Annotated in this window: 23 protein-coding genes; 8 read left to right on the forward strand and 15 right to left on the reverse strand. The window is 62.3% G+C overall.

Annotated elements, in window-relative coordinates; all coding sequences use genetic code 11:
- Positions 1-4: 4 nt before the first annotated feature.
- The 5 genes from GEV02_RS23350 to GEV02_RS23370 all read right to left on the reverse strand — a co-directional run bounded on the left by GEV02_RS23350 (position 5) and on the right by GEV02_RS23370 (position 4,807).
- Positions 5-376 (reverse strand): bactofilin family protein, encoded by a 372-nt coding sequence (locus tag GEV02_RS23350; protein WP_152840467.1) that lies wholly within the window; start codon positions 374-376, stop codon positions 5-7.
- Between the two features lie 69 nt (positions 377-445).
- Entirely contained in the window at positions 446-1,483 is a 1,038-nt protein-coding gene (gene argC, locus GEV02_RS23355) for an N-acetyl-gamma-glutamyl-phosphate reductase (protein WP_152840374.1), read from the reverse strand.
- Between the two features lie 171 nt (positions 1,484-1,654).
- Complete coding sequence (gene rpsI / locus GEV02_RS23360; protein ID WP_008445137.1) at positions 1,655-2,047, reverse strand: 30S ribosomal protein S9; 393 nt, start codon at positions 2,045-2,047, stop codon at positions 1,655-1,657.
- Positions 2,048-2,056: 9 nt separating this feature from the next.
- Positions 2,057-2,485, reverse strand: a complete 429-nt coding sequence (rplM, locus tag GEV02_RS23365; protein ID WP_008445136.1) for a 50S ribosomal protein L13 — start codon at positions 2,483-2,485, stop codon at positions 2,057-2,059.
- 129 nt (positions 2,486-2,614) lie between these two features.
- Positions 2,615-4,807, reverse strand: coding sequence for an NHL repeat-containing protein (locus GEV02_RS23370; RefSeq protein ID WP_152840376.1), 2,193 nt, complete (start codon positions 4,805-4,807; stop codon positions 2,615-2,617).
- A 130-nt stretch (positions 4,808-4,937) separates the two neighbouring features.
- Here GEV02_RS23370 and GEV02_RS23375 point away from each other — a divergent pair, with 130 nt between their 5' ends.
- The gene (locus GEV02_RS23375; protein WP_152840468.1) at positions 4,938-5,360 is read left to right on the forward strand and encodes an OsmC family protein; all 423 of its coding nucleotides are present in this window, start codon (positions 4,938-4,940) and stop codon (positions 5,358-5,360) included.
- On the opposite strand, the gene coq7 is transcribed toward GEV02_RS23375, so the two are convergent.
- A complete protein-coding gene (gene coq7 / locus GEV02_RS23380; RefSeq protein WP_152840377.1) occupies positions 5,357-5,998 on the reverse strand; it encodes a 2-polyprenyl-3-methyl-6-methoxy-1,4-benzoquinone monooxygenase in 642 nt (213 codons plus the stop codon). The two genes, GEV02_RS23375 and coq7, sit on opposite strands and share 4 nt — an antisense overlap.
- 47 nt (positions 5,999-6,045) lie before the next feature.
- The gene (locus GEV02_RS23385; protein ID WP_152805365.1) at positions 6,046-6,480 is read right to left on the reverse strand and encodes a hypothetical protein; all 435 of its coding nucleotides are present in this window, start codon (positions 6,478-6,480) and stop codon (positions 6,046-6,048) included.
- A gap of 111 nt (positions 6,481-6,591) precedes the next feature.
- Here GEV02_RS23385 and GEV02_RS23390 point away from each other — a divergent pair, with 111 nt between their 5' ends.
- From GEV02_RS23390 to GEV02_RS23405, 4 genes are all read left to right on the forward strand, one after another.
- Positions 6,592-7,374 carry an ABC transporter ATP-binding protein gene (locus tag GEV02_RS23390; protein ID WP_152840378.1) on the forward strand — a complete coding sequence of 261 codons (783 nt, stop codon included), beginning with the start codon at positions 6,592-6,594 and terminating at the stop codon, positions 7,372-7,374.
- Positions 7,375-7,377: 3 nt separating this feature from the next.
- Positions 7,378-8,574, forward strand: a complete 1,197-nt coding sequence (locus GEV02_RS23395) for an ABC transporter permease (RefSeq protein WP_152840379.1) — start codon at positions 7,378-7,380, stop codon at positions 8,572-8,574.
- 207 nt (positions 8,575-8,781) lie between these two features.
- Entirely contained in the window at positions 8,782-9,675 is an 894-nt protein-coding gene (locus tag GEV02_RS23400) for an ABC transporter ATP-binding protein (protein WP_152840380.1), read from the forward strand.
- A gap of 9 nt (positions 9,676-9,684) precedes the next feature.
- A complete protein-coding gene (locus GEV02_RS23405) occupies positions 9,685-13,266 on the forward strand; it encodes an ABC transporter permease/M1 family aminopeptidase (RefSeq protein WP_152840381.1) in 3,582 nt (1,193 codons plus the stop codon).
- 101 nt (positions 13,267-13,367) lie between these two features.
- Here the strand turns inward: GEV02_RS23405 and GEV02_RS23410 are convergent, their stop codons facing one another.
- The 4 genes from GEV02_RS23410 to GEV02_RS23425 all read right to left on the reverse strand — a co-directional run bounded on the left by GEV02_RS23410 (position 13,368) and on the right by GEV02_RS23425 (position 17,135).
- Complete coding sequence (locus GEV02_RS23410; RefSeq protein ID WP_152840382.1) at positions 13,368-14,909, reverse strand: methyl-accepting chemotaxis protein; 1,542 nt, start codon at positions 14,907-14,909, stop codon at positions 13,368-13,370.
- Between the two features lie 151 nt (positions 14,910-15,060).
- Entirely contained in the window at positions 15,061-15,540 is a 480-nt protein-coding gene (locus GEV02_RS23415; RefSeq protein WP_152840383.1) for a hypothetical protein, read from the reverse strand.
- A 92-nt stretch (positions 15,541-15,632) separates the two neighbouring features.
- Complete coding sequence (locus tag GEV02_RS23420) at positions 15,633-16,115, reverse strand: hypothetical protein (RefSeq protein WP_152840384.1); 483 nt, start codon at positions 16,113-16,115, stop codon at positions 15,633-15,635.
- 105 nt (positions 16,116-16,220) lie between these two features.
- A complete protein-coding gene (locus tag GEV02_RS23425; RefSeq protein ID WP_152840385.1) occupies positions 16,221-17,135 on the reverse strand; it encodes a LysR family transcriptional regulator in 915 nt (304 codons plus the stop codon).
- 73 nt (positions 17,136-17,208) lie between these two features.
- Between GEV02_RS23425 and GEV02_RS23430 the strand changes: the two genes are divergently transcribed.
- The 3 genes from GEV02_RS23430 to GEV02_RS23440 are packed head-to-tail and all read left to right on the forward strand — an operon-like array spanning position 17,209 to position 19,542.
- On the forward strand, positions 17,209-18,234 hold the full coding sequence (locus GEV02_RS23430) for an NADP-dependent oxidoreductase (protein ID WP_152840386.1): 1,026 nt from the start codon (positions 17,209-17,211) through the stop codon (positions 18,232-18,234).
- Positions 18,231-18,902, forward strand: coding sequence for a hypothetical protein (locus GEV02_RS23435; RefSeq protein WP_152840387.1), 672 nt, complete (start codon positions 18,231-18,233; stop codon positions 18,900-18,902). The genes GEV02_RS23430 and GEV02_RS23435 overlap by 4 nt, the downstream gene beginning before the upstream one ends.
- Before the next feature lies 1 nt (position 18,903).
- Positions 18,904-19,542 (forward strand): hypothetical protein, encoded by a 639-nt coding sequence (locus tag GEV02_RS23440; protein ID WP_152840388.1) that lies wholly within the window; start codon positions 18,904-18,906, stop codon positions 19,540-19,542.
- Here GEV02_RS23440 and GEV02_RS23445 read toward each other — a convergent pair.
- The 4 genes from GEV02_RS23445 to GEV02_RS23460 all read right to left on the reverse strand — a co-directional run bounded on the left by GEV02_RS23445 (position 19,494) and on the right by GEV02_RS23460 (position 24,337).
- Entirely contained in the window at positions 19,494-20,453 is a 960-nt protein-coding gene (locus GEV02_RS23445; protein WP_152840389.1) for an acyl-CoA desaturase, read from the reverse strand. The two genes, GEV02_RS23440 and GEV02_RS23445, sit on opposite strands and share 49 nt — an antisense overlap.
- Positions 20,454-20,481: 28 nt before the next feature.
- Positions 20,482-20,802, reverse strand: coding sequence for a metalloregulator ArsR/SmtB family transcription factor (locus GEV02_RS23450; RefSeq protein WP_070358108.1), 321 nt, complete (start codon positions 20,800-20,802; stop codon positions 20,482-20,484).
- Between the two features lie 118 nt (positions 20,803-20,920).
- Complete coding sequence (locus GEV02_RS23455) at positions 20,921-23,623, reverse strand: DNA topoisomerase III (protein WP_152840390.1); 2,703 nt, start codon at positions 23,621-23,623, stop codon at positions 20,921-20,923.
- 249 nt (positions 23,624-23,872) lie between these two features.
- The gene (locus tag GEV02_RS23460) at positions 23,873-24,337 is read right to left on the reverse strand and encodes a DUF494 family protein (RefSeq protein ID WP_008445092.1); all 465 of its coding nucleotides are present in this window, start codon (positions 24,335-24,337) and stop codon (positions 23,873-23,875) included.
- Between the last annotated feature and the right edge of the window lie 52 nt (positions 24,338-24,389).

Consider the following 24,389-nt stretch of genomic DNA (forward strand, 5'->3'; position numbering starts at 1 on the left):
TAAATTATGCTCCGGAGACCGCCAAAAACGGCTCCGCGCCGGAGCTGTCGCGATGGGTCAAGGTACCCAACACCTGCGCGCCGCCGTGCATTTCAAGAACTTTGTAGCTCACATCCCCAATAATACGGGCACTGGGCTGGATTTCAAGCAGGTCGGCACTGAAAACACAACCTTGGACCTCGCCGTTCACCACCAGGTGGTCACAGCGTATCTCGCCTTCCACACGGGCATGCTCGGCAATGACCAGATAGCTGGGATGTCCTGCCTCCCCGACAACATTGCCGATGACCTCGCCGTCGATACGCATGCCGCCCCGGAACAACACATTGCCTTGCACGCGGGTGGCGGCGCCGATCAGGCTGTCCATATCGATCATCTGCGGCTTTCTGCTGGCGAGGTGGGCGGGAATCTTCAATCTACTATCCCCGCCCTGCCGCACTTTGATTTACGGCAGCAGCGCGATCTGGGTCAGGCCGGTGGTTTCTTCCAGGCCGAACATCAAATTCATGCACTGCACCGCCTGGCCGGATGCGCCCTTGACCAGGTTGTCCTGCACCACCAGCACGATCACGGTGTTGCCGTTGTCCGGGCGATGCAGCGCCAGGCGCAGCATGTTGGAGCCGCGGGTGGAACGGGTTTCAGGATGCGAACCGAACGGCATCACGTCGACGAACGGCGAGTCCTTGTACTGCGCTTCGAACAGCGCCTGCAACTCTTCGTTGCTGACGTCCTTGGTCAGGCGGCCGTACAGCGTCGAGTGCATGCCGCGTATCATCGGCACCAGGTGCGGCGTGAACACCAGGCCGACCTTGTCGGCGGTGAACTTCTGCAGCTGCGCCGAGGTTTCCGGCGTGTGGCGGTGGCCGGCCACGCCGTAGGCCTTGAAGTTGTCGCTGGATTCGGAGAACAGCGTAGCGATCTCAGCCTTGCGGCCGGCGCCGGACACGCCCGACTTGCAGTCGGCGATCAGCGAACCGGCGTCGATCAGGCCGGCCTTCAGCAGCGGGTAGTAGCCCAGCTGCATGGTGGTCGGGTAGCAGCCCGGATTGGCGACCAGGCGCGCGCCCTTGATGGCGTCGCGGTTCAGTTCAGCCAGGCCGTAGGCGGCCTCTTCCAGCAGTTCGGGGCAGGTGTGGTCGATCTTGTACCATTTTTCAAAGACAGCCTTATCCTTGATGCGGAAGTCCGCCGCCAGGTCGATCACCTTGACGCCGGCCGCCAGCAGCGCGGGCGCCTGCGCCATCGCGACGCCGTGCGGGGTGGCGAAGAACACCACGTCGCACTTGCTCAGGTCGGCCTTGTCCGGCGACGAGAAGGCGATGTTCACGCGGCCGCGCAGCGAAGGGAACATATCGGCAACCGGCAAACCATCTTCCTTGCGCGACGTGATAGCCGTCAGCTGCACATCAGGGTGGACTGCCAACAGTCGCAGCAATTCCACTCCGGTGTATCCGGTGCCGCCGACGATGCCAACTTTGATCATGTTCTTTCCTTGAATGAGGTAATGCGTGGAGGGGACTGCCATTTTATCAGGCATATGCGACAGACGTGTTACGCTGCAAACCGCGCCTGCCAGATAGCAAAAAAGCCGCCCGACACAGGGCCGGCGGCTTTTTTGAGGATGCGCCGCAAGCAGCGCACCACAGCGTAAAAATTAACGCTTCGAGAATTGTTTTGCGCGACGTGCTTTGCGCAGACCAACTTTTTTACGTTCAACTTCACGTGCATCGCGGGTAACGAAGCCGGCGCGTGCCAGATCGCCCTTCAGAGCTGCATCGTAGTCGATCAGAGCGCGGGTGATGCCGTGACGCACAGCACCTGCCTGGCCGGACTCGCCGCCGCCGTGAACGTTGACTTTGATGTCAAAACGCTCAACGTTGCCGGTCAGTTCCAGTGGTTGACGAATAACCATCAGGCCGGTTTCGCGGGAGAAGTACTCAGCCGCTGGCTTGCCGTTAACGATGATTTGGCCAGTGCCAACTTTGATAAACACACGAGCTACTGCACTCTTGCGACGGCCGGTGCCGTAATTGTAGTTACCGATCATGTCAGTTCCTTAGATTTCGAGTGCTTTAGGTTGCTGAGCAGCGTGCGGGTGCGAACCTTCAGCGTACACTTTCAGCTTCTTGATCATTGCGTAGCCCAGTGGGCCCTTCGGCAGCATACCTTTAACGGCTTTTTCCAGAGCACGGCCTGGGAAACGCTGTTGCATTTTCAGGAAGTTGGTCTCATAGATGCCACCTGGGTAGCCCGAGTGACGGTAGTAGGTCTTCTCGGTTGCTTTGGTGCCGGTCACGCGCAGTTTGCCTGCATTGACGATGACGATGAAATCGCCGGTATCGACGTGAGGAGTAAATTCTGGCTTGTGTTTGCCGCGCAGTCGGAGTGCCACTTCGCTGGCAACACGTCCGAGGACTTTGTCCGTCGCGTCAATCACGAACCAATCACGCTGGACTTCATGGCCCTTAGCGGAAAAAGTTTTCATGTTGACTTCCTAAATAATAAAACACGCTCAAATGGTGGTTCCGCCATTGCTTCAGCGGACTCGGCCTTCTTATTTACTTTCCTGAGCGAACGGAAAGCCGACAAGTATAAGCGGGAAACGCTTGCCGCGTCAAGCCGCAATGCTGGCGGAATCAGGCTCCGCGGCCCCATAGCGGAAAACATTGACCACATTGAAAGTCGTGTCGGGCACGTAAAGGCGGCCGCGGTCGGCGTAGATGAAGTACGGCATCCAGACGCCGCCCGCATCCGGGTATTTCTTGAACACGGAAATGCCGGCCTCGTAATGCAGCGTGTGCTCGCCGATGCGGAACACTTTCAGCGCGCGGTTGACCAGGTCGTTGACGATCAGGCGCTCGCCGTCGATGCAGACGCTGGCCGGCAGCATGAACTTTTCATAGTCAACATTGACATCATCGCAATAGCCGAGATAACCGTAGCTCCACAGGCTGTTGCCGGCGCGGTCGAACACGCGCAGGCAGTTGTTGAACTGGTCGCAGACGAACAAGCGGTCCTGGGCGTCGATGGCGATGTCGCAGGGCGTGAAGTCTTCGTCCGATTGCCAGCGGAAGTTCTTGCGGAACGCCACGTAGCCGGTCGGCTGCAACTGCCACATCGAAATCCGGTTGTTGAGCGAATCGGCGATATAGATCTCGCCCTGGCCGTTGATGGCGATGCCCTGCGGCGCCTTCAGCGTGCCGTCGCCGCCTATGCCCTCGCGGCCGAACGGCATGCCGTAGTTGATCAGGTAGCCGGCCGGATTGAACTGGTACATCGTCACCGTGCACAGATTGAAGTTGGTGACGAACACGATCGGCGTGCCGGGACAGATCTGCCCCAGCGGCGGCGTGTGCGGATAATAGACGTCCATCGCCAGGTCGCCCGGCACGAAGAAGCCGCGCATCATGTCCTGCAACTGGTGGTAGGGGTCGCTCTCGGTGTTGAAGGTCTTCATGCACCAGTTGCCGGAATCGATGTTCAGCGATGCGTTCGCCATGCGCGCCAGCGGATCGATGCCCATGTGGGTGCGGAACTGGTCGTACCAGTACTTGTAGATGCTGGTCGTGGCCTGGGCCCACTGGTCGATCCAGTTGCCGCCGGCCTGGGGCTCGCGCGGCACGGTACGGCGTTCGCGATTGAAGCCGATCACCGAGGTCATGCAATTGAACTGCGAGCTGTCGCGCAGCCGGCTCTGGTCGTCGCGCCGGTGGCCGACCGACTCGATCAGCAGCGCATCCTCGTCGCCCTGCACGCGCGGGATGCGCACCTTGATCACACTGGAGGCAAAGGGCTCGCTGATGAAATACACGTCCGGCTCACCTTCCGCCGCGCAGACCTGGTAGGGGCCGACGAACACCACATCCTCCAGCGCGCCGTAGACGAAATCGGACAGGTTGTGCACCGGCTCCGGCGTGTGGTTCCACAAGGGCAGCAGGCCTTTGACCTCGCTGACCTCCTTGCCGTCCAGGTCATACACGGTGATGGCGTTCTCGACATGCCCCGGCACGAACACGCGGTCGCAGATCACGCATACCGAGCGCATCACGTTGAACTTGCCGATGCCGGTGGGCTTGCCGTGCTGGTGCAGCATCACCGTGTCATGCGGCGCCTGCACGCATTCGTTCACGATAGGCCAGTCGGTGCTGATCTTCAGCACTTCGTAGTGGCCGGTGTTGGCGAGATAGAGGTTGCCCTGCGCATCGCTGGCCAGGCCTTGCGGCCACAGTAGTTCGTGGCGGACGCCGGGGCCGCCGACGTGGCGGAACTGGCCGACGAATTCGCCCTCCAGCGTGAACTTGACGCAGCGGCTGGCCAGGTCGTCTGCGGTGTGAAAGAACTCGTCGCATACATACAGGTAGTCGACGCCGTCGCGCTCGCGCACCACGGTGATGCCGTTCGGATCGGACAGCGGCAGGTAGTGGCCGTCGCCTTCGCCGAAGGCATAGCTGAACCACACTTCGTCCTCGTCGTAGGCGAACACGACCACGCGGCCGTGGCCCATGTCGGTGCAGTACATCAGCTGGTGGGTGGGATGGGGACAGAGATGAAACGGCATCAGCAGGCGCGGCGCGTCGGGCGTGTCCTCGCCCGGGCCTTCGATCACGTGCAGCAGCGTGGACAGTTCGGCGTCGAAGATCAGCACGCGGCTGTTGCCGGTATCGCACACCCACAGCCTGCCGTAACTATCGGCATGCACGCCGACCGGGGAATTGAGCGTGAAATCGTCGGCCAGCGGACCTGGCTGCGTGCTGCCCGGCGCGGTCAAATCGCCATAGGAACAAAGGTACTTGATAGCATGAGTCATCAGAGCCTCCTTGATCTAAGTCATAAAGTATGCGATTCGTTCGGAGTAACAGCAAGCAATAAAACCTCATGCAAGCCAGTCCGGCCGGACTCCTTTACAATATGCGCAACGCTTTTTAACGGAGAGAATGATGGAATGCAAAGTCAGCTGGAATGGCCCGTCGGGCATGAGTTTCTTGGCCACGACCGGCTCCGGCCACATGGTCAACATGGATGGCGCGCCCGAGGGCGGCGGTCACAACCTGGCGCCACGGCCGATGGAGATGGTGTTGCTGGGCACCGGCGGCTGCACGGCGTATGACGTGGTGCTGATTTTGAAGAAGGGCCGCGCCGACATCCGCGGCTGCGAATGCACGCTGACGGCCGAGCGCGCGGACACCGAGCCGAAAGTGTTCACCAAGATTAACTTCCACTTCACCGTGACCGGCAAGGATCTGAAACCGGAGGCTGTCGAACGGGCGATCACGCTGTCGCACGACAAGTACTGCTCGGCGTCCATCATGCTCGGCAAGACTGCCGAGATCACCCACTCGTTTGAAATTATCGAAGCTTAAATGTAATACGCGGTGCTGGTCATGACCTTGCCCATCACCGCCATCACCGCCTGCACCGGAGCCGGCGTCTGCGAGGCGCCCAGTGCCTGCGCGGCGGCGCCGTGTTCGATTTCATCCAGGCGCATCTGCTCGACAATGGCGCGCGACTTGGCGTCCTGCGGCGGCAGCTTATCCAGATGGCTGGCCAGATGCGCCTCCACCTGCCGCTCCGTTTCCACCACAAAGCCCAGGCTGCGCGCATCGCCCAGCACCGCGGCCACCGTGCCCAGCGCATACGCGCCCGCATAGAACAAGGGATTGAGCACGCTGATGTGCGAATTCAGTTCGCCCAGCCGCTGCGCGGTCCAGGCCAGATGGTCTTCCTCTTCCCTGCCCGCCTGCTCGAACTGCGCGCGCATCTGCTCGGTCTTGGCGAAGCGGCTCTGCGAGTTGTACAGCGCCTGCGCGCAGACCTCGCCCACATGATTCACCCGCATCAAGCCGGCGCTGTGACGGGTTTCCGCTTCGCTCATCATGGCGTCGGCCGCGTGCAGTGCCGGCGTTGGGCGCGATGCGGAGGCGACGCCGGTAATCACGCGCAGCGCCTTGTCGGCGCCGGCAATCAAACGGTCCAGCGGGGTGTGGTGATGTGCGGCCATGTGCAGACTCGAATTCGGACGAAAGCAATATTATAGGCGCGGACGCCTTAATTTGCCTCGGCCGCCTCGCGCAACTGGCGCTGGCGTTCGATGTAGTCGGCCACCGGCCCGCGCACGTCCATCTTGGAAATATCCTTCGCCACGCTCAGGTTCAGGCCGAGCAGGAAGGGGATGTTCTCCACCGGCACTTCGGTGCAGTGCAGTGCGAACGCCCGCAGGAAGCGCTTGGACTCCACCACCGGCACCACTTTCTCCCCGCTCATGTATTGCAGGATGCTAGTGATGCTGTGGCCCTTGCCGATGCTGTGGTAGATGAAGCGGTTGAAGTCGCGGTCCAGCTGCTTGAAGTCCAGCGTTTCCTTGGTCATCAGGCCCGACAGGTAATACAGCCCCAAGGCCACGCGGAAGAAGCCGGTGGACTCGTTACGGTCGACGCCGCAATGTGTCACGGCCAGTATTTTTTCCTGCAATTGAGGATTCATTTTTTATTCTTCTCCCATATCCGACTATAGCAAGACATTTGTACAGCTAGTAGCTTGCGTGTGAGAATTTTTACATGCTACTCTTGAAATCTTTTTAACAAGGACACTGCAATGATCGAGGTCAGGGGTCTCGCCAAGCGTTTTCGGCTGCCTTCGCGCGGCGGCAAGTCCGCGCAGGCGGCGCGCGATCCGCGCGACCACGACGGCTGGTTCCATGCAGTGCGCGATGTCAGTTTCCGCTGCGCGCCCGGTGAAGTGCTGGGCCTGCTCGGACCCAACGGCGCCGGCAAGACCACCACGCTGCGCCTGCTGTCCACCGCCTTGAAACCCGATGCCGGCAGCATACACGCCAACGGCGTCGACCTGCTGCACGATCCGGTCGCGGCCCGCCAGCACATCGGTTTCCTGTCCGGCACCACCGGCCTGTACGGCCGCCTGACCGCGCGCGAAAACGTCGAGTACTTCGGCCGCCTGCACGGCATGAGCCCGCCCTACCTGAAGCGCCGCTGCGATGAACTATTCGAGCTGCTGCAAATGACCGAGTACGGCAACAAGCGCGCCGACCAGCTGTCCACCGGCATGAAGCAGAAATGCTCGATCGCCCGCACCGTCGTGCACGAGCCGCAGATCGTCATCCTCGACGAACCCACCACCGGCCTGGACGTGATGTCGGCCAAGATCCTGCTGGACTTCATCGCCAGCTACAAGGCGCTGCGTGTGCCGCTGATCTTTTCCACCCACCACCTGCACGAGGTGGAGAAGCTGTGCGACCGCGTCTGCATCATCAACCACGGCAAGACCGCCTTCCACGGCACGGTCGAAGAGCTGCGCCACCTGGGCGGCAGCGCCGATCTGTACGACGCTTTCGTCGGTGTCATCAACCAGGGGGGCTGAGCCATGTGGATCATCTATCTGAAGGAATTGCTGGAGCTGGCGCGCGACCGCCGCACCTTTTTCTTCACCGTCTTCATCCCCGTGTTCGCGATGCCGCTGATCTTCACCGGCTTCGGCTACGTGTCCCAGAGCCTGTTCAAGCAGGCCAGCCAGGCCGAAATGACCTACTCCATCTTCGGCAAGGACCACGCGCCGCATCTGGCCGAGCGCTTCGCGAAAGAGAAGGGCTTCCGCGAAGTGGTGCTGGCCAGCCCGGCCGACATCAAGACCGCCATCGGCGACGACCGCATCAAGTTCGCGCTGGTGATCCCCGCCGGCTTCGAACAGAGCCTGGCCCAGCAGCAGCAAGGCGTGATCGCGCTGCACTACAACAGCGCCGTCACCGTCGACCTGACGCGCAAGCGCGTGATGTCGGTGATCGGCGGCCAGAACCGCGTGCTGCGCGAACAGGCGCTGTCCGCGCTCAACCTCAACAAGGAGCAGCTGCGCTTCGCGCTCGACCCGATCACGCTGGAAGACCATTCCACCGCCGACAAGCGCGAGCAGATGGGCGCGGTGGTCGGCGGCATGCTGCCCTACATCCTGCTGATGGTATGCGTGATGGCGGCGATGTATCCGGCAATCGACACCGGCGCCGGCGAGAAGGAGCGCGGCACGCTGGAAACCCTGCTGCTGGCGCCGGTCTCGCGCACCGCGCTGGTGATGGCCAAGTTCCTGATGCTGTTCACCGTCGGCCTGACCTCGGCGCTGCTGATGATAGGCAGCATGGGCATGCTGCTGTACTTCTTCGGCCCGCTGATCGGCGGCGACCTGGTGCAGATGGTGCGCGCCATCGGCCTGCTGGACCTGGCCATGGTGGCGCTGATGCTGGTGCCGACCGCCGCCATCTTCGCCGCCATCCTGTTGTCGATCTCGGTCTACGCCAAGAGCTACAAGGAGGCGGCCGGCCTGATCTCGCCGCTGATCATCGTCACCATCCTGCCGACGCTGGTGGCGCTGCTGCCCGGCGTGGAGCTGAACTGGAAGTGGGCGATGGTGCCGCTGACCAATGTGTCGCTGGCGATGAAGGAGCTGGTCAAGGGCACCATGGACTACAGCATGTTCTCGGTGATCCTGCTGTCGACCACGCTGACCGCCGGCGCCCTGCTGGCCCTGTGCCGCTGGTGGTTCAACCGCGAGCAGGTTTTGTTTAGAAATTGAACAAGTTGTCTATTCAACTAGCCCGAAATGTCCCCGCCTCAGGCCGCCGTCTGGTCGGCCTTTTTTGCACTCTGGCGCGCGGTTTGCGCCGCCCGTCGCAATGGGGCCCCATGTATAGGGCAAACCCAATACAATGCCATCATGTGAAAAGTGTATGGCCGTGCAGAAACGCGGAGCAGACACCGGCAGAATCATTCAGGAGTTAGCATGGAATTACGCATCAGCAACTTGTCTAAAACCTACGGCAATGGCGTCGTAGCGCTGGACAATATTTCGCTCACCATCCCGACCGGGATGTTCGGTTTGCTCGGGCCTAACGGCGCCGGCAAGTCGACGCTGATGCGCACGCTGGCCACCCTGCAGGAATGCGATTCCGGTTCCGTCTTCCTGGACGACATTGACGTGCTGGATGAAAAAGACGAAGTGCGCCGCCTGCTGGGCTATCTGCCGCAGGACTTCGGCGTGTATCCGAAAGTGACCGCCTACGAACTGCTCGACCATTTTGCCGTGCTCAAGGGCCTGTCCAACCGCAACCGCCGGCGCGAGGTGGTCGACGGCCTGCTGCAACAAACCAATCTGTTCGACGTGCGCAACCAGCGCCTCGGCGGTTTTTCCGGCGGCATGCGCCAGCGCTTCGGCATCGCCCAGGCGCTGCTGGGCGATCCCAAGCTGATCATCGTCGACGAGCCGACCGCCGGCCTCGACCCGCAGGAGCGCGTGCGCTTCCACAACCTGCTGTCCGACATCGGCGAAGACAAGACCGTGATCCTGTCGACCCACATCGTCAGCGACGTCGCCGACCTGTGCGCCAACATGGCCATCATCAACAAGGGCCATCTGCTGCTGTGCGGCCCGACCCAGGAATTGATCCACGAAGTGAGCGACAAGATCTGGGCCCGCTTCATCGACAAGCGCGACCTGCCGTCGTTCCAGCTGCGCCATCCGGTGATCTCGTCGCGCCTGCTGTCGGGCCGCACCCTCATCCACGTCTACAGCGAGAACGATCCCGGCGACGGCTTCGAGGAAGCCATCGGCGACTTGGAAGATGTCTACTTCGCCACCATCGCCGGCCGCCACAGCGCTGCGGCCACCTGCGATTAAGGCGGCCCCATGTTTTCCATCGCCTATTTTGAAGCGCGCCAGCGCCTCAAACTGCTGTCCACCTGGGTGTATTTCCTCGGTTTCCTCGCGCTGTCGCTGCTGTGGATGGCCGCCGCCGGCGGCGTCTTCAAGGGCGCATCCGTCACCTTCGGCAGCCAGCTGATCGACTCACCCCGCTCGCTGATGTTCACCACCAGCCTGCTCGGCTCGCTGGGCGTGGTGGTGATGGCGGCCATGATGGGCCGCTCGGTGCAGCAGGATTTCGAATACGACATGCAGCACTTCTTCTTCAGCGCTCCGATCAGGAAGCACCAGTACATGTTCGGCCGCTTCCTCGGCGCCTACCTGACGCTGGCCATCATCTTCACCAGCATCGTGCTGGGCACCTGGCTGGGCAGCTACATCCCCGGCATCGACCCCGAGCGGCTGGGCCAGCCCGGCGTGCTGGGCTATGTGATCCCTTATCTGATCGTCATCCTGCCCAACATCTTCATCTTCGGCGCCGTATTCTTCATCCTGGCCGCGCTGACGCGGCGCATGCTGCCGGTCTACATTTCCAGCGTGGTCATGTTGATCGGCTACATCGTCGCCCCCGGCCTGGCGCGCGACCTCGACTTCAAAACGCTGGCCGCGCTGATCGATCCCTTCGGCACCACCGCCGTGATCCGCCTGACCGAATACTGGCCCATCGCCGAGCGCAACACCCGCATGTTCCTGCCGGAAGGCGTGTACCTGCTGAACCGCGTGCTGTGGAGCTCGTTCGCGCTGGCCGGCCTGCTGCTGGGCTACTGGCGCTTCCACTTCATCGCCACCATCGACAGCGGCGCCGGCAGCACCAGCCGCGGCGAAGGCGAAACGCCGCGCCAGCTGTCGGCGCAATCGACCAGCACCCAGGAAAAGCCCGACTTCGCGTCGCGCAGCCTGGCCGCGCTGCTGTTCAAGATGAGCTGGCTGAACCTGCGCGAAACCACCAAGAACATCTACTTCCTGGTGATCGTGCTGGCCGGCGTGCTGATGATGTTCGCCAGCGCGCTGGACATGGGCTCGATGTTCGGCACCACCACCTACCCGGTCACCTACCTGGTGCTGGAAGCCGTGTCGGAAACCTTCGCGCTGTTCATGTTCGTCATCACCACCTTCTACGCGGGCGAGCTGGTGTGGCGCGAACGCGAGGCGCGCATGGGACAGATGCTGGACGCGCTGCCCATCCCGAGCTGGCTGCCGATGCTGGCCAAGCTGTTCGCGCTGATCGGCCTGCAGGCGATGCTGATGGGCGTGGTGATGGTGTGCGGCATGGCGATCCAGATCGTCAAAGGCTATTTCATCCTCGAACCCGGCCTCTACCTCTACCAGTTGTTCCTGATCCAGCTGCCGGGCTATGCGCTGTCGGCGGTGCTGGCGATCGCGCTGCAGGTGCTGATTAACCAGAAATACCTGGCCTACTTCGCGATGATCGTCTACTACCTGGCCAGCCTGACGCTGGGCACGATCGGCGTCGACGACCCCATGCTCATCTACGGCAACGTGCCGAGCTTCATCTATTCCGCGATGAACGGCTACGGCCACTTCCTGCCGCGCGAACGCTGGTTCGAAGCCTACTGGGGCGGCGCCGCGCTGCTGCTGACGGTGCTGTCGCTACTGTTCTGGGCGCGCGGCACCAACGACGGCTGGCGCCAGCGCCTGCAACTGGCGCGCCACGCGCTGACCGTGCCGGTGCTGACCACGGTGGCCGCTGGCCTGCTGATCTTCATCGGCGCCGGCAGCGTGCTGTTCTATAACACCCACATCGTCCAGTGCTATAAAACGCAGTACCAGAAGGATGGCGAGCGCGCCGACTACGAGCGCAAGTACAAGAAGTTCGCCGTGGTGCCGCAGCCGCGCATCATCGACGTCAAGCTCGATGTCGCCATCGTGCCGGAGCGGCGCAGCCTGGTCGTCAAGGGCCGCTACCTGCTGGAGAACAAGACCGCGCAGCCGATCAGCGACGTGCTGATCTACCAGGACAACACCAGCACCCAGTACAAGGTGCGCTTCAGCCAGGACGCGCGGCCGGGCTTCCAGGATGAAGAGCTGGGCTTCTACAGCTACAAGCTGGCCAAGCCGCTGGCGCCGGGCGCGCAGATGACGATGGATTTCGACGTCGCCTACATCCCCACCGGCATCCTGGGCATGGGCCAGGACACGCCGGTGATCGGCAACGGCACTTTCTTCGACAACAGCGTGCTGCCGCACATCGGCTATCAGCAGATGATGGAACTGAGCGACGCGCGCGACCGCAAGAAGCACAAGCTGCCGGCGCGCGAGCGCATGCTGCCGCGCGACGATCCGGCCGGCCTGGCCAACAACTTCGCCAGCAGCGACGCCGACTGGCTGACCTTCGACGCCACCGTCAGCACCAGCGCAGACCAAATCGCCATCGCGCCTGGCACGCTGGTCAAGGAGTGGAGCAAGCAAGGGCGGCACTACTACCACTACAAGATGGACCAGCCCATCCTCAACTTCTACGCCTTCCAGTCGGCGCGCTACCTGGTCAAGCGCGACTGGTGGCAGGATGTCGGCATCGAGCTGTACTACCATCCCGGCCACGAGTACAACCTGGACCGCATGGACAAGGGCATCAAGGAATCGCTGGACTACTACACGCGCAACTTCGGCCCTTACCAGCACAAGCTGGTGCGCATCGTCGAGTTCCCGCGCTACGCCACGTTCGCGCAATCGTTCCCGACCACGATACCGTATGCGGAATCGATCGGTTTCATCGCCAAGGTCAACGACAAGAATCCGAAGGACATCGACTATCCGTTCTACATCACCGCGCATGAAGTGGCGCACCAGTGGTGGGGCCACCAGCTGGTCGGCGGCAACACGCGCGGCGGCACGGTGCTGAGCGAAACGCTGGCCGAGTACTCGGCGCTGATGGTGATGAAGAAGAATTTCGGCGCGGACAAGATGCGCCGCTTCCTGCACTACGACCTGGACCAGTATCTGGTGGGCCGCGCGCTGGAACGCAAGAAGGAATTGCCGCTGGCGGAGAATGAAAACCAGAACTACATCCAGTACCGCAAGGGCAGCCTGGCGATGTACCAGTTGCAGGATATCGTCGGCGAGGCCAAGGTCAATGGCGCGCTGAAGGAAATGCTGGCGCAGTATGGCCGCAAGAGCGGGCCCTACCCGAGCGTGACGGTGCTGGTCGACGCGCTGCGCAAGATCACGCCGCCGGAGCAGGCTTACCTGATCGACGACCTGTTCAACCACATCGTGCTGTACGAAAACCATGCGGTGTCGGCCACGGCGCGCAGGCTGGCGGACGGCAAGTATGAAGTGACCTTCGCGGTCAGCGCGGCCAAGGTGCGGGCTGACGACCAGGGGGCGGAGAAGGATACGCCGCTGAAGGATTGGATCGACATCGGCATCGACGACAAGGATGGCAACAGCCTGTACCGCGAGCGCATGCTGGTCGAGCGCAAGGACAATCTGTACACCGTGGTCATCAACGGCCGCCCGGCCCGCGCCGGCATCGACCCTGACAACAAGCTCATCGACCGCAAGCCCGACGACAACATGATTCCCGTCGAGCTGCAAGCGCAATAACACAGCGGGGGTCAAGTCTGACATTTGGACACGAACTGAACTGTAGCCCGCGCTACGGTTCAGCTCGTGTCCGAATGTCAGACTTGACCCCCGGTTTTTTTTTAAGCCGCCAGCTTGAAGACGGCGACCACTTCGGTCAGTGCATCGGCCTGGTCGTGCAGGGCGGCGGCCGCGGCGGCCGCTTCTTCCACCAGCGCGGCGTTCTGCTGCGTGACCTGATCCATCTGGCCTATCGCCTGGTTGATCTGCTCGATACCCGAGCTCTGCTCCATGCTGGCCGTGGTGATCTCGCCCATGATGTCGGTCACGCGCTGGATGCTCTCCACCACTTCGCTCATCGTGTTGCCGGCCTGCGTGACCAGCATGCTGCCGGCGTCCACTTTTTCCAGCGAATCATCGATCAGCGTCTTGATTTCCTTGGCCGCCGTCGCGCTGCGCTGCGCCAGGCTGCGCACCTCGGTCGCCACCACCGCGAAACCACGTCCCTGCTCGCCCGCGCGCGCCGCTTCCACCGCCGCGTTCAAGGCCAGGATGTTGGTCTGGAACGCAATGCCATCGATCACGCTGATGATGTCGACAATCTTGCGCGCCGAACCATTGATCGCATCCATGGTCTGCACCACGTCCGACACCACGCCGCCGCCCCGCTGCGCCACTTCCGACGCCTTCACCGCCAGCTGATTGGCCTGGCGTGCATTGTCCGCATTCTGCTTCACGGTCGAGGTCAACTCTTCCATCGACGACGCGGTTTCTTCCAGGCTAGAAGCCTGCTCTTCGGTACGCGAAGACAGGTCCAGGTTGCCGGCCGCAATCTGGCTCGACGCGCTGGAGATGCTCTCGGTACCGCTGCGTACTTCGGTGACGATGCCGATCAAGCCATCGTTCATGGTGCGCAACGCTTCCAGCAAGCGGCCGGTTTCATCCTTGCTGCTGACCACGATACGGGTGGTCAAATCCTTGTTGGCCACGGCGACGGCGATATCCACCGCCTGGCTCAGCGGCACGGTGATGCCGCGCGTCAAACGCCACGCGCAGACGATGCCCAGCGCCAGCACCGCCAGCCCGAACACGATCATGAACTGACGGCTGCGCTCGTACAGCGCTTCGATCGCCGCCGCGTTATCGTCGATGCTCTTGCGCTGCAGTTCCAGCAAACCGCGCAGCGATTCCAGATAAGCCTTGCCGTCCGGCGTGAAATGCTGGTCCAGCATGGCGGCGGCTTCGTCCAGCTTGCCTTCCTTCTTCAGCGCGACGATAGCGTCGCGCGACGCCAGGTAGCGCTTGCGGTTGGCCTTCATATCGTCGAACAGCGCTTTTTCCTTGTCGCTCTCCAGCAGCGGCTCGACCTTCTTTTGCAGGCCGTTGACTTCGGCGGTCGACGCGGCGGTCTCTTCGGAGAAGAACGGTCCCAGCGACGGATCGCTGCTCTTCGAAATCGCCGACGTCCGGCGCACGCTGGTGTGGATCAGGCGATACCAGTCGCTGATCATGCGCTCCTTGGCCAGCGGCTGCTGCATCATGTCGCGGGTGGCTTCGGCCACGGTTTGCATATGGCTGATGCCGATCGCGGTCATCAGCGTCATCAACGCCAATACCAAGCCAAAGCCCGCGGCAAGGCGCGTGCCGATTTTCAAATTTTTCATGATATGTGTGCCCGTTAAGGCAATATTGGAAATAAAGCAGCGTTGCCGCTCAGTGCTACTACTGTTGGAACTGCGAATCGGGCAGAAGGATGAAAGTTGCCCTAAAGAATCGATAGTGTACCACGGCAATTTATTTATTGCTGAAGGGTCGCTAAGCCGTGACCTGCAGCGAGCTGACCAGGCCGGCGTTGTAGGAGTCGGCGATGACGGTGCCGGCCAGGCCGGGATTGATCTTCAGCAGGTCGGCCCAGTTGGACGAAGCCTGCGCGGACAGGCCGCTGACCGTGCCGGCGCCGGTGTACACGCCGGACGCCGACGGCGCCGCTGCCAGGCTGTCCAGCAGGCCCTGGTCCTGCGCATTCTGCGCGGTGGACGAGGTGTCGGTGTTGCTGCCGTCCTTGGGCACGCTGAGTGGCTCGGCCACCGTGCCCGCCTGCTGCAGCGTATCGAGCAAGCCGGACGGAGTGTAGACCGCCGCGCCGGTCGATCCGCCCAGCGAGGCCACCACCGCCGATGCCGCCGACAGGCTCACCGCCTCCGACGACAAGGCTTCCGCCGCCGTGCTGGAAACGACGGGAACATACGGCTGGTAGGCCGGGCTTGCGCTGACGGTGTTGAGGGCGACGGTCATGATGATTTCAATATAGGTGCTCGCGCAGGCCAGCGCAAGCGCAAAAAAGCCGGGCGGTTTGGAGGCGCCCGGCTTTCTGGAAACTTCAGCGGTCAGATCTTGGCAGCGTCGTGGTCGCGCTTGACCTTGTCCGCATGACGCTCCACTTTCGCTTCGTGACGCGCCACCTGTTCCACATGCTTGTCGGCAGTACGGTGGGCGATCACTTTTTCGTCATGCTTGATGGCCTGCTTTTCCACCTTGATGTTTTGCTGCTCGGCGCGACGCGCCTGGTCCAGCTGCTGGGCGCCGGCCAGGTCGCCCTTCTTCACATCGGCGTGCTCGGCGCGGGCCAGCGCATTGCGTTCACCGCGTTCCGCTTGCAGTTGCTGCTGGCCTGCTGCCACCTGGCTCTGCTTGGCGGCGATCACCGCGTTGTCGCGCTGGATCTGGCGGGTGTCCTGGTGTACTTGTTTGACGTCCTGGCGGATCTGAGCATTGTCCTGATGGACTTGTGCCACTGGATTGGTCTGCGCGAAAGCTGCGGCGCTAATCATGGAAAGCACGCCGGCGATCATCAGGGATTTGGTTTTCATGATGGTGTGTCCTTTTCTAGTGGTTGGCAGATCGCTGTTCATCAGCGTCTTGAGCAATTAACGCGGCCCCTCCAAGGGCAGACGACCACAGTTCCGTAAGAAAAGTTACGAGTTGTATCCGGCCAGCGCGGCCGCCAGCTCGCGCTGCCAGGCGCTGGCCTTGACGTGGTTCCACACCAGCGCCACCTGTTCCACGCATTCGAACGCGCAATCGGTGACGTGGATGCGGCGCAGCTCGGGATCGGCCAGCGCGAAGTCCGGCAGATAGGCCAGCGCCTCGCCCGACTTGACCAGCGACAGCAGCAGCTGCAAGTCATCGGTCCAGTAGCGTATCTTGCGCGGCAGCTGGTCGTCGCGCCAGCCGTCGGAGCGGGCGCCGCGCTGCACGCCGCAGAACAGCGAGCGCGACGGACAGGCGAAGTCATGCGCCAGCACCTGCGCCGTGTCCGCCTCCAGCAGCGGCGCCGGCGGCAACGACCGCACCAGCGGATGCCGCTGCCCCGCCACCAGATGCAAGGTCACGCTGCCCAGCGGCGTCACCTGCCATTCGTCCGACCAATGCTCGCCCCGTCCTTCGATGACATCGCCAGTGACGATGGCGGCGTTGATATCGCCGCGCAGCAGCGCCGCCAGCGCCTCATCCTCGAACATGGCCTGCATGCGCAGGCTGGCTTCGGGATAGGCGCGCAATGCCTGCGACAGCATCTGCCCATGCCGCCACAGCAAAATCGCCGGACCGGCGATGCGGCTGTCGACGGCGGCGCGCTCGCCCATCAGATCGGCCTTGGCCTGGTCGGCCAGCGCCAGCAGGGTCTGGGCGCGCGCCAGCAGCAACTGGCCGCTTTCGTTCAGCACCAGCTGCTTGGCGCTGCGGTCGAACAGCGGCTTGCCCAGGCTGTCCTCCAGCCGCTTGAGCGACTTGGACACCGCCGACGGCGTCAAATGCAGCTCCAGCGCGGCCGCGCCCAGCGAGGGACGGCGGGCGGCGCTGACAAATACGCGCAGGTCGGAAAGGTTCATGATGTCCCAACAGGATACGAATAGTGAATTTAAGTTGCTTTACCGGATACGAAGAGCATCTTACCATCTGCCTATGACTACACTGACCCAACAACAATGGATCTACCGCCGCCAGCCGGTCGGGCAGATCACGGCCGAGCACTACGAGCTCGTCGAACAACAACTGTCGACCGCGCTCGGCGATGGCGAGGTATTGATCGAAGCGCGCTGGTTCAGCGTCGATCCCTACATGCGCATCGGCCAGTCGACCAAGCCGACCTACGACACCGATCCGCATCCGCTGAACACCGTGCAGCAAGGCGCCGTGGTGGCGCAGGTGCTGGCCTCGAACGCGCCCGGCTACGCGGTGGGCGACTGGGTGCAGAGCTACACCGGCTGGCAGACGCATGCGCGCGTCCACGCCAGCGGCCTGAAGCGCATCGACCCGGCGCTGGCGCCGGTGACGACCGCGCTCGGCGTGCTCGGCATGCCGGGCCGCACCGCCTGGTTCGGCCTGACGGAATCGGGCAAGCCGCATGCGGGCGAAGTGGTGGTGGTGTCCGGCGCGGCCGGCGCGGTGGGCTCGCTGGTGGTGCAGTTCGCCAAGCGCCACGGCGCGCGCGTGCTCGGCATCGCTGGCGGCCCGGCCAAGTGCGACTGGCTGCGCAACACGCTGGACGCCGACTGGGCCATCGACTACAAGGCTTACTCCGATGCCGACACGCTGGGCGCCGAGATCAAGCGCCTGACCGGCGGCGTCGACGTGTATTTCGATAACGTCGGCGGCATGGCGACCGACGCCATCATCCCCATCATCAACCGCCGCGCGCGCATCGTCATCTGCGGCCAGATCAGCCAGTACAGCGGCGGCCTGGAGATGCCGGAACTGGGACCGCGCCTGCTGCACCACATGCTGTACCAGCGCGCCACGATCCAGGGCATGCTGGCGCGTGACTACCTGCACCGCATGGACGAGATGATACGCATCGTCGCACCGTGGGTGAAGGCGGGCGAGATCGTGTTCGAGGAAACCGTGATCGACGGTTTCGCGCAACTGCCGGCCGCGCTGAACTCGCTGTTCACCGGCGAGCATCGCGGCAAGCTTCTGGTGAAGGCATGAAGTCCGCGCTGCTGCTGAGCCTGGCCTTGGTCGCGGGCGGCGCCAATGCGGCCGACGCCACGTATGGCGAACACGGCATGGCGCTGTTCGGCGGCCAGCAAGGGCTGTATGCATCGCACTTGCCGATGTTCCATGCGCCGCATGACTACCAGGTGATCCTGCAAGTGCACGTGGCCGATCCCGCCACCGACGCGGCGCTGCGCCGCCGTCTCGACGGCAAGACCGCGCTGTGGACCATCGCGCCGGAGAAGTTCGAGCTGTCGCGCCTGGCGCCAGCGAGCGCGGCGCCGCTGCGGCAGTTCAAGGCCGATGTGGTGCAGGGCCATTTCGAGCAAGGCGGCAAGACGCAGTTCGCCGCCGCCACCATCGTGGTCGACAAGGTGCTGATGTTCCGCCAGCTGTCGCCTACGCAGAAGACCAGCAACGACGCCAGCTACGTGCAGATCGGCAGCGGCAGCCAGCGCTATCTGGTGAAGCAGATCGACAGCCGTCCGGATTTCGATCACATCGTTTCCTACGCGGCGGCCGGTGGCGCGCCGACTGCCGCCATCACGCTGAACAAGCAGGCGCTGCAGCAGCCGCAGGCAGCGGCGCTGGCCGCAGCGCTGCATGTGCCCGCCAGTGCGATTCGTGGTACGGTCTACTTTTACACCGACGATTTGAAGTGACATGGTTCCAGCGGAATACGAAGGCTTGTGGCGCCGCAGCGGCATCTGGCGCAGCAACGGCAGCAGCGATCTGACCACGCAGGTGTGGTGGTTCCAGGCGGCGCGCTATCACATCGACCTGCGCGTCCCCGTCGACCGCATCGGCATCAACGGCTTCGCCGGCGAGACCGTCGTGGAAGGCACGCGCTGCACCTGGCATCCCGCCATCGCCTACCCCGCCCTCAGCAGCGAGCTCGACGCCGGCTGGATGCGCTTCGACGATGCCGACCACGTCCACGAAACCGGCCTTGATAACAGCTACGACGAAGACTGGTACCGCGAACCCAGCGGCCCCATGCACGGCGTGCGGCTGGCCGCAGCGCACGGCGATCAGCTCGCCTATCTGCTGATCAGCGATGAGTGGATGGCCTGGGCCTGCGGCAGCCCAAGCGGCGCTTGCGACATCACCGTCTATCGCCGCGAGCAGCAGCAATGGGTCGCCATCGCCAGCAACCTGCCTGCGCCAGCGCACGCGGTCATGCTCGGCAAGGAACAAGTGCTGCAATGGCAGGCCGGTGATCTGATCGAGGTGCCGATGACGCCAGGCATGAACTACCAGGTCGCCGGCAACACCGAGCCGCACCGCTCCTGGCCCCCGTAAGGCTCGATCCGCATCAGTTCTGGACGTGACGGCAAATCGGATGGCAGGGTGAAGTCCCAGGCCAATCCCGTGCAGCGCATCATGCACAGCACCCACCAGCCTGGATCCCACTCGCCGGCGTGCAGACCCAGGCGCGCAGAGCCGGGGAAAGCGTGATGATTGTTGTGCCAGCATTCGCCCATCGTCAGTAGCGAGGTCAAACGGATGTTGTGGCCTTGCACTGCGGCGCCCTGCACTTCGTAATGCATCTCACCGTGGTTGTGCGCGAAGTAGCCTATCAGCCAATGGCCAAACACCCCGGCGGTCACCCGGGCGCACGTACCGAAAAATACGAACGACCAGCCACCCCAGCAAAACAGCAGCACAGCGACCGGCAGTTGCTGAAGCATCCAGGTGCGCTCAAGAAATCGATAGAAGCGGTCGTCGGCAATGCGCGCTTCGATGTGGATGTTCGGCTCATCGGCCAGGTGCAGTTCGCAGTTGAGCTGCCACCAGGCATCCACCCACGCCGAGCGGCCGTGCCGCAGATACTCATGGCAATCCGGCAGACGCTGCGCGTAGTCGCGCAACTCGTGCTGGCGCAGCAGCCCCAGCGGGCCTGCCAGTCCAACTTGCACACCGAGATAGACCAGCAGGTACTCCAGCCATTTGGGACACTGGTAGCTATTGTGAATCAACTTGCGATGGCTGCCCAGCGAGTGGCCGAACAATAGAACGACCGCTGTAGAAACCAGGAACAGCGCCAGGCCGGCCAGTGAAAATGTCGCGTAGCCGCCGATCAGCGCGGCGGCAGCCATGCCTAGTAACCACAGCGACTTCAGCGGCGCGTATCGCACTTCGCCGATCACTACGCTGCTGGCCGCAGCGGCGCGGACACGATGTTGCTCTATGTTGAAAAACGAATGAGACATGGCGTAACTCCCTACGGTAGTGTACAGATCACGTGGTTTTCTTTTTCTTGCTCAGTGCGCGCGACTCGCGCTTCAACTTCCCGCCGACCGGACAGACTTCCAGCGCGTAACCGGTCAAGGTACTGGCCAGACTTTCCGCATTCAGCTTGTAGAGCACGAATTGCCCCTTACGCTCACTGGTGACGAGGCCGGCGTTTTCCAGTATCGACAGATGACGTGAGATCGCGGGCGTGCTCATTTCGAAGCGCGTTGCCAGTTCCGAGGTCGACAATTCGAGTTCAGACAGATACGCCAGGATTTGCCTGCGAGGCTTGGAGGCCAAAGCCTCGAATACGCGATCCAGTTCCATGAATTAACCTATTAACGAATAAGTTAATATTTAAATCCAATTTCGCCTTGATGTCCACTACTTTGAGCAATAAAAAACGGGACCATCAAGGTCCCGTTTTTGTTGGTGCTGCCGAAGATTACTCAGCGGTCGCGGCGGCCTTTTTAGGGGCTGCTTTTTTGGCTGGCGCTTTCTTGGCCGCAGGCTTTTTGGCTACCGCCGCCTTGGCCGGAGCCTTGGCTGCTGCGGCTTTCTTGGCCGGCGCTTTCTTGGCTGGCGCCGCGCCTTCCGCAGCTTCCGCGCCCTCGTCCGCTACGGCGGCTGCCTTGCCCTTGGCGCCCGACTTGTCAGTCGGGCCCTTGGCCTTGCGTTCCTCGAACTCGAAGCTGATCTTGCCGTCCTTGCCCTTGGTCAGGAAAGCCTTGAACGGACGACGCGTGCGCTGCGAAACAAAGCCCGGCAGCAGATCGGTCTTGCCGTCGTTGAGCAGCTTGGCCATCTGCTCAGGCAAAATCTCCTGCTGCAGAATGATGCGGCCGCTGCGGAAGTCGCAAGTCTTCGGCTTGGCGACGCTGTTTTCGCAAACATAGGCCAGGCCCATCTCGTACACGCCACCGGCACACTTGGGGCAAGGCCCCAGAGCGGTCTGGCCGGTGAAGTCGACCGGTTCCGCATCTTCCGAGTCATCGTTCTGACCGAAGTCGAACTCCAGCTTGAAGTTTTTGATCTCTTCGTCGCGCACGATGCGCAGGATGGCGGCGAACGGGCGGCCCATCTTCGAACGGAAACCTTGCAGCGGGCCGATGGTGCGATCCTTCAGCAACTGCTCGACTTCCTCGATTTCAAACTGGCGGCTGCCCGGCGTTTTGCTCATCGAGAATTCGCACTTGGTGCAGGCGAAGCGGCGATAGTTTTCCTTGACCACGCTGCCGCAGTTCGGGCACGGCGTGTGCAGCGTGTGGTAATCACCCGGGATCGTATCGTTGTCGTATTCCTTGGCGCGCTTGACGATGACCTGCGTCATCTGGGCGATCTCACGCATGAATTCGTCACGCGAGATCTTGCCCTTCTCCATTTGCGACAGCTTGTATTCCCACTCGCCGGTCAGTTCCGGCGCGGTCAGTTCGTTCACGCCCAGGCCGCGCAGCAACGTCATCAGCTGGAACGCTTTCGCGGTCGGCATCAGTTCGCGGCCTTCGCGCAGCAGGTAGCGCTCGGTCAGCAGACCCTCGATGGTGGCGGCGCGCGTCGCCGGCGTGCCCAGGCCCTTGCCAGCCATCGCATCGCGCAGCTCGTCGTCCTCGACCAGCTTGCCCGCGCCTTCCATGGCCGACAGCAGCGTCGCCTCGGTGTAGCGTGCAGGCGGCTTGGTCACCAGGCCGTTGGCGTTGACCGTGTCGGTCAGCACCTTCTCGCCCTTGGCGACCGGCACCAGGTTGCCGTTGGCGTTGCCTTCCTTGTCGTCGTCCGACGAGGCTTCCTTGCCGTAGATCGCCAGCCAGCCCGGGTTGGTCATGACCTTGCCTTCAGTCTTGAACTGATGGCCGGCCACTTCGGTGTAACGGGTCGTGACCTGGAATTCCGCAGGCGGGAAGAACACGGCCATGAAGCGGCGCGTGACCAGGTCGTACAGCTTTTGCTCAGGCTCGGACAGGTTCTTCGGCGCGATGGTGGTCGGAATGATCGCGAAGTGATCCGAGATCTTGGTGTTGTCGAAGATGCGCTTGTTCGGCTTGACCCACTTCTTGTCCAGGATCTGCTTGGCGAACTGGTGGTAGTTAGGATTTTCCTTGACCACTTCCAGCGCCTGCATCACGGTCGGAATGTAATCTTCCGGCAGGTGGCGCGAATCGGTACGCGGGTAGGTCAGCACCTTGTGCTTTTCGTACAGCGCCTGGGCCAGGCCCAGCGTGTTCTTGGCCGAGAAACCGAAGCGCGAGTTGGCTTCGCGCTGCAAGCTGGTCAGGTCGAACAGCGCGGGCGCCATCGACGTGGTCGGCTTGGCTTCCTCGGTGACGGCGCCCTGCTTGCCGCGCACGGCCAGCGCGATGGAGTCGGCCGCGGCCTTGCTCCACAGGCGCTCGGCGCGTTTTTCCGGATCGGTCTCGTCCTTCTTGAACTTGGTGTCCAGCCAGCGGCCTTCGTAGACGCCGGCGGCGCACACGAACTCGGCGCGCACTTCCCAGAAGTCGCGCGAGACGAATTTCTTGATCTTCTCTTCGCGCTCGACCACGATCGACAGGGTCGGCGTCTGCACGCGGCCCACGGTGGTCAGGTAGAAGCCGCCCTCTTTCGAGTTGAACGCGGTCATCGCGCGGGTGCCGTTGATGCCGATCAGCCAGTCGGCTTCCGAACGGCAGCGGGCGGCGTCGGCCAGCGGCATCATGTCTTCGTCGGTGCGCAGCTGGGTGAAGCCTTCGCGAATCGCGCCCGGCGTCATCGATTGCAGCCACAGGCGCTTGACCGGTTGCTTGGCCTTGGCGTTCTGCGCGATCAAACGGAAAATCAGTTCCCCTTCGCGGCCCGCGTCACATGCGTTGATGAGGGTGGTGACGTCTTTACGCTTGATCAGCTTGTTGAGCACCTTGAGGCGGGCCTCGGTCTTGGCGATCGGGTTCAGCGCGAAGTACGGCGGAATCATCGGCAGGTGGGCAAAGCTCCACTTGCCGCGTTTGACGTCGTGTTCTTCCGGTACGGCGATTTCCAGCAGGTGACCGACGGCGGAGGACAGCACGTACTCGTCGGATTCAAAGTACTCATCGTGCTTGGTAAAGCCGCCAAGCGTCTTCGCGATGTCGTTCGCGACAGAAGGCTTCTCGGCGATGATGAGGGTTTTGGTCATATTTTGTATCTCGTTTTTTAACACTTTGGATGGGTGCAGCAAGCGCATCATACATGGATCGCGCCGCAGTCTGCACTTTTGCGATGCGGATGGCAAGGCCGAGGCGTCACAGTCTTGTCAAAGCGCCAATGATAAGCGCGTTGCCGACCAGACTGCAAGCAAACAGCACAATACAGCGTATCACGCCGTCGAATGTTGCTTAAATTAATTACTCGAAGGGAAAATACAGGCCGCTGCGGCGTGTATATATTAGTGCAGCAGGCGTGGCGCCTGGTCTTCGTCCGAGCCGAACAGGTCGTCGAACATCAGCGCGTCCGGCTCCTTGCCTTGGCTCCAGAGCAACATCAGGACGATGACCTTGAGCTTGCCCAGCGATACCGGCGCTTCTTCCAGCGCCAGCGCGCGCTCGATGACGATTTCGCGCTGCAACGGCGACAGCACCTTGGCCGACTCCAGGAACTGGATGAAACCGATCGCGCCCGGCCCCAGCACGTCCTGCTCTTCTTCGACGTAGAAACGCGTGCCGGTCGAGGACGCGGTCAGCGTATGTTCCACCCCGGCCATGGCGGTCAGGTCGGTCAACCACACCAGGGCTTCGGAAATCTCGACATCGTCAAAACCGACGGCCGACAGTTTCTTGGCCAAGGCCGCCGGTTCAGGGCAGGCATCGGGACGGTAGTAAGTCTCGTAGAGGTAAACAAGGATGTCGAACATGGCTCTACTCTATCAGTTAAAACAGATCGGGCACAAGTGCCGCACAGATCGC

This window comes from Rugamonas aquatica, from assembly GCF_009380215.1.
GTDB classification, from domain to species: Bacteria; Pseudomonadota; Gammaproteobacteria; order Burkholderiales; family Burkholderiaceae_D; genus Rugamonas; species Rugamonas aquatica_B.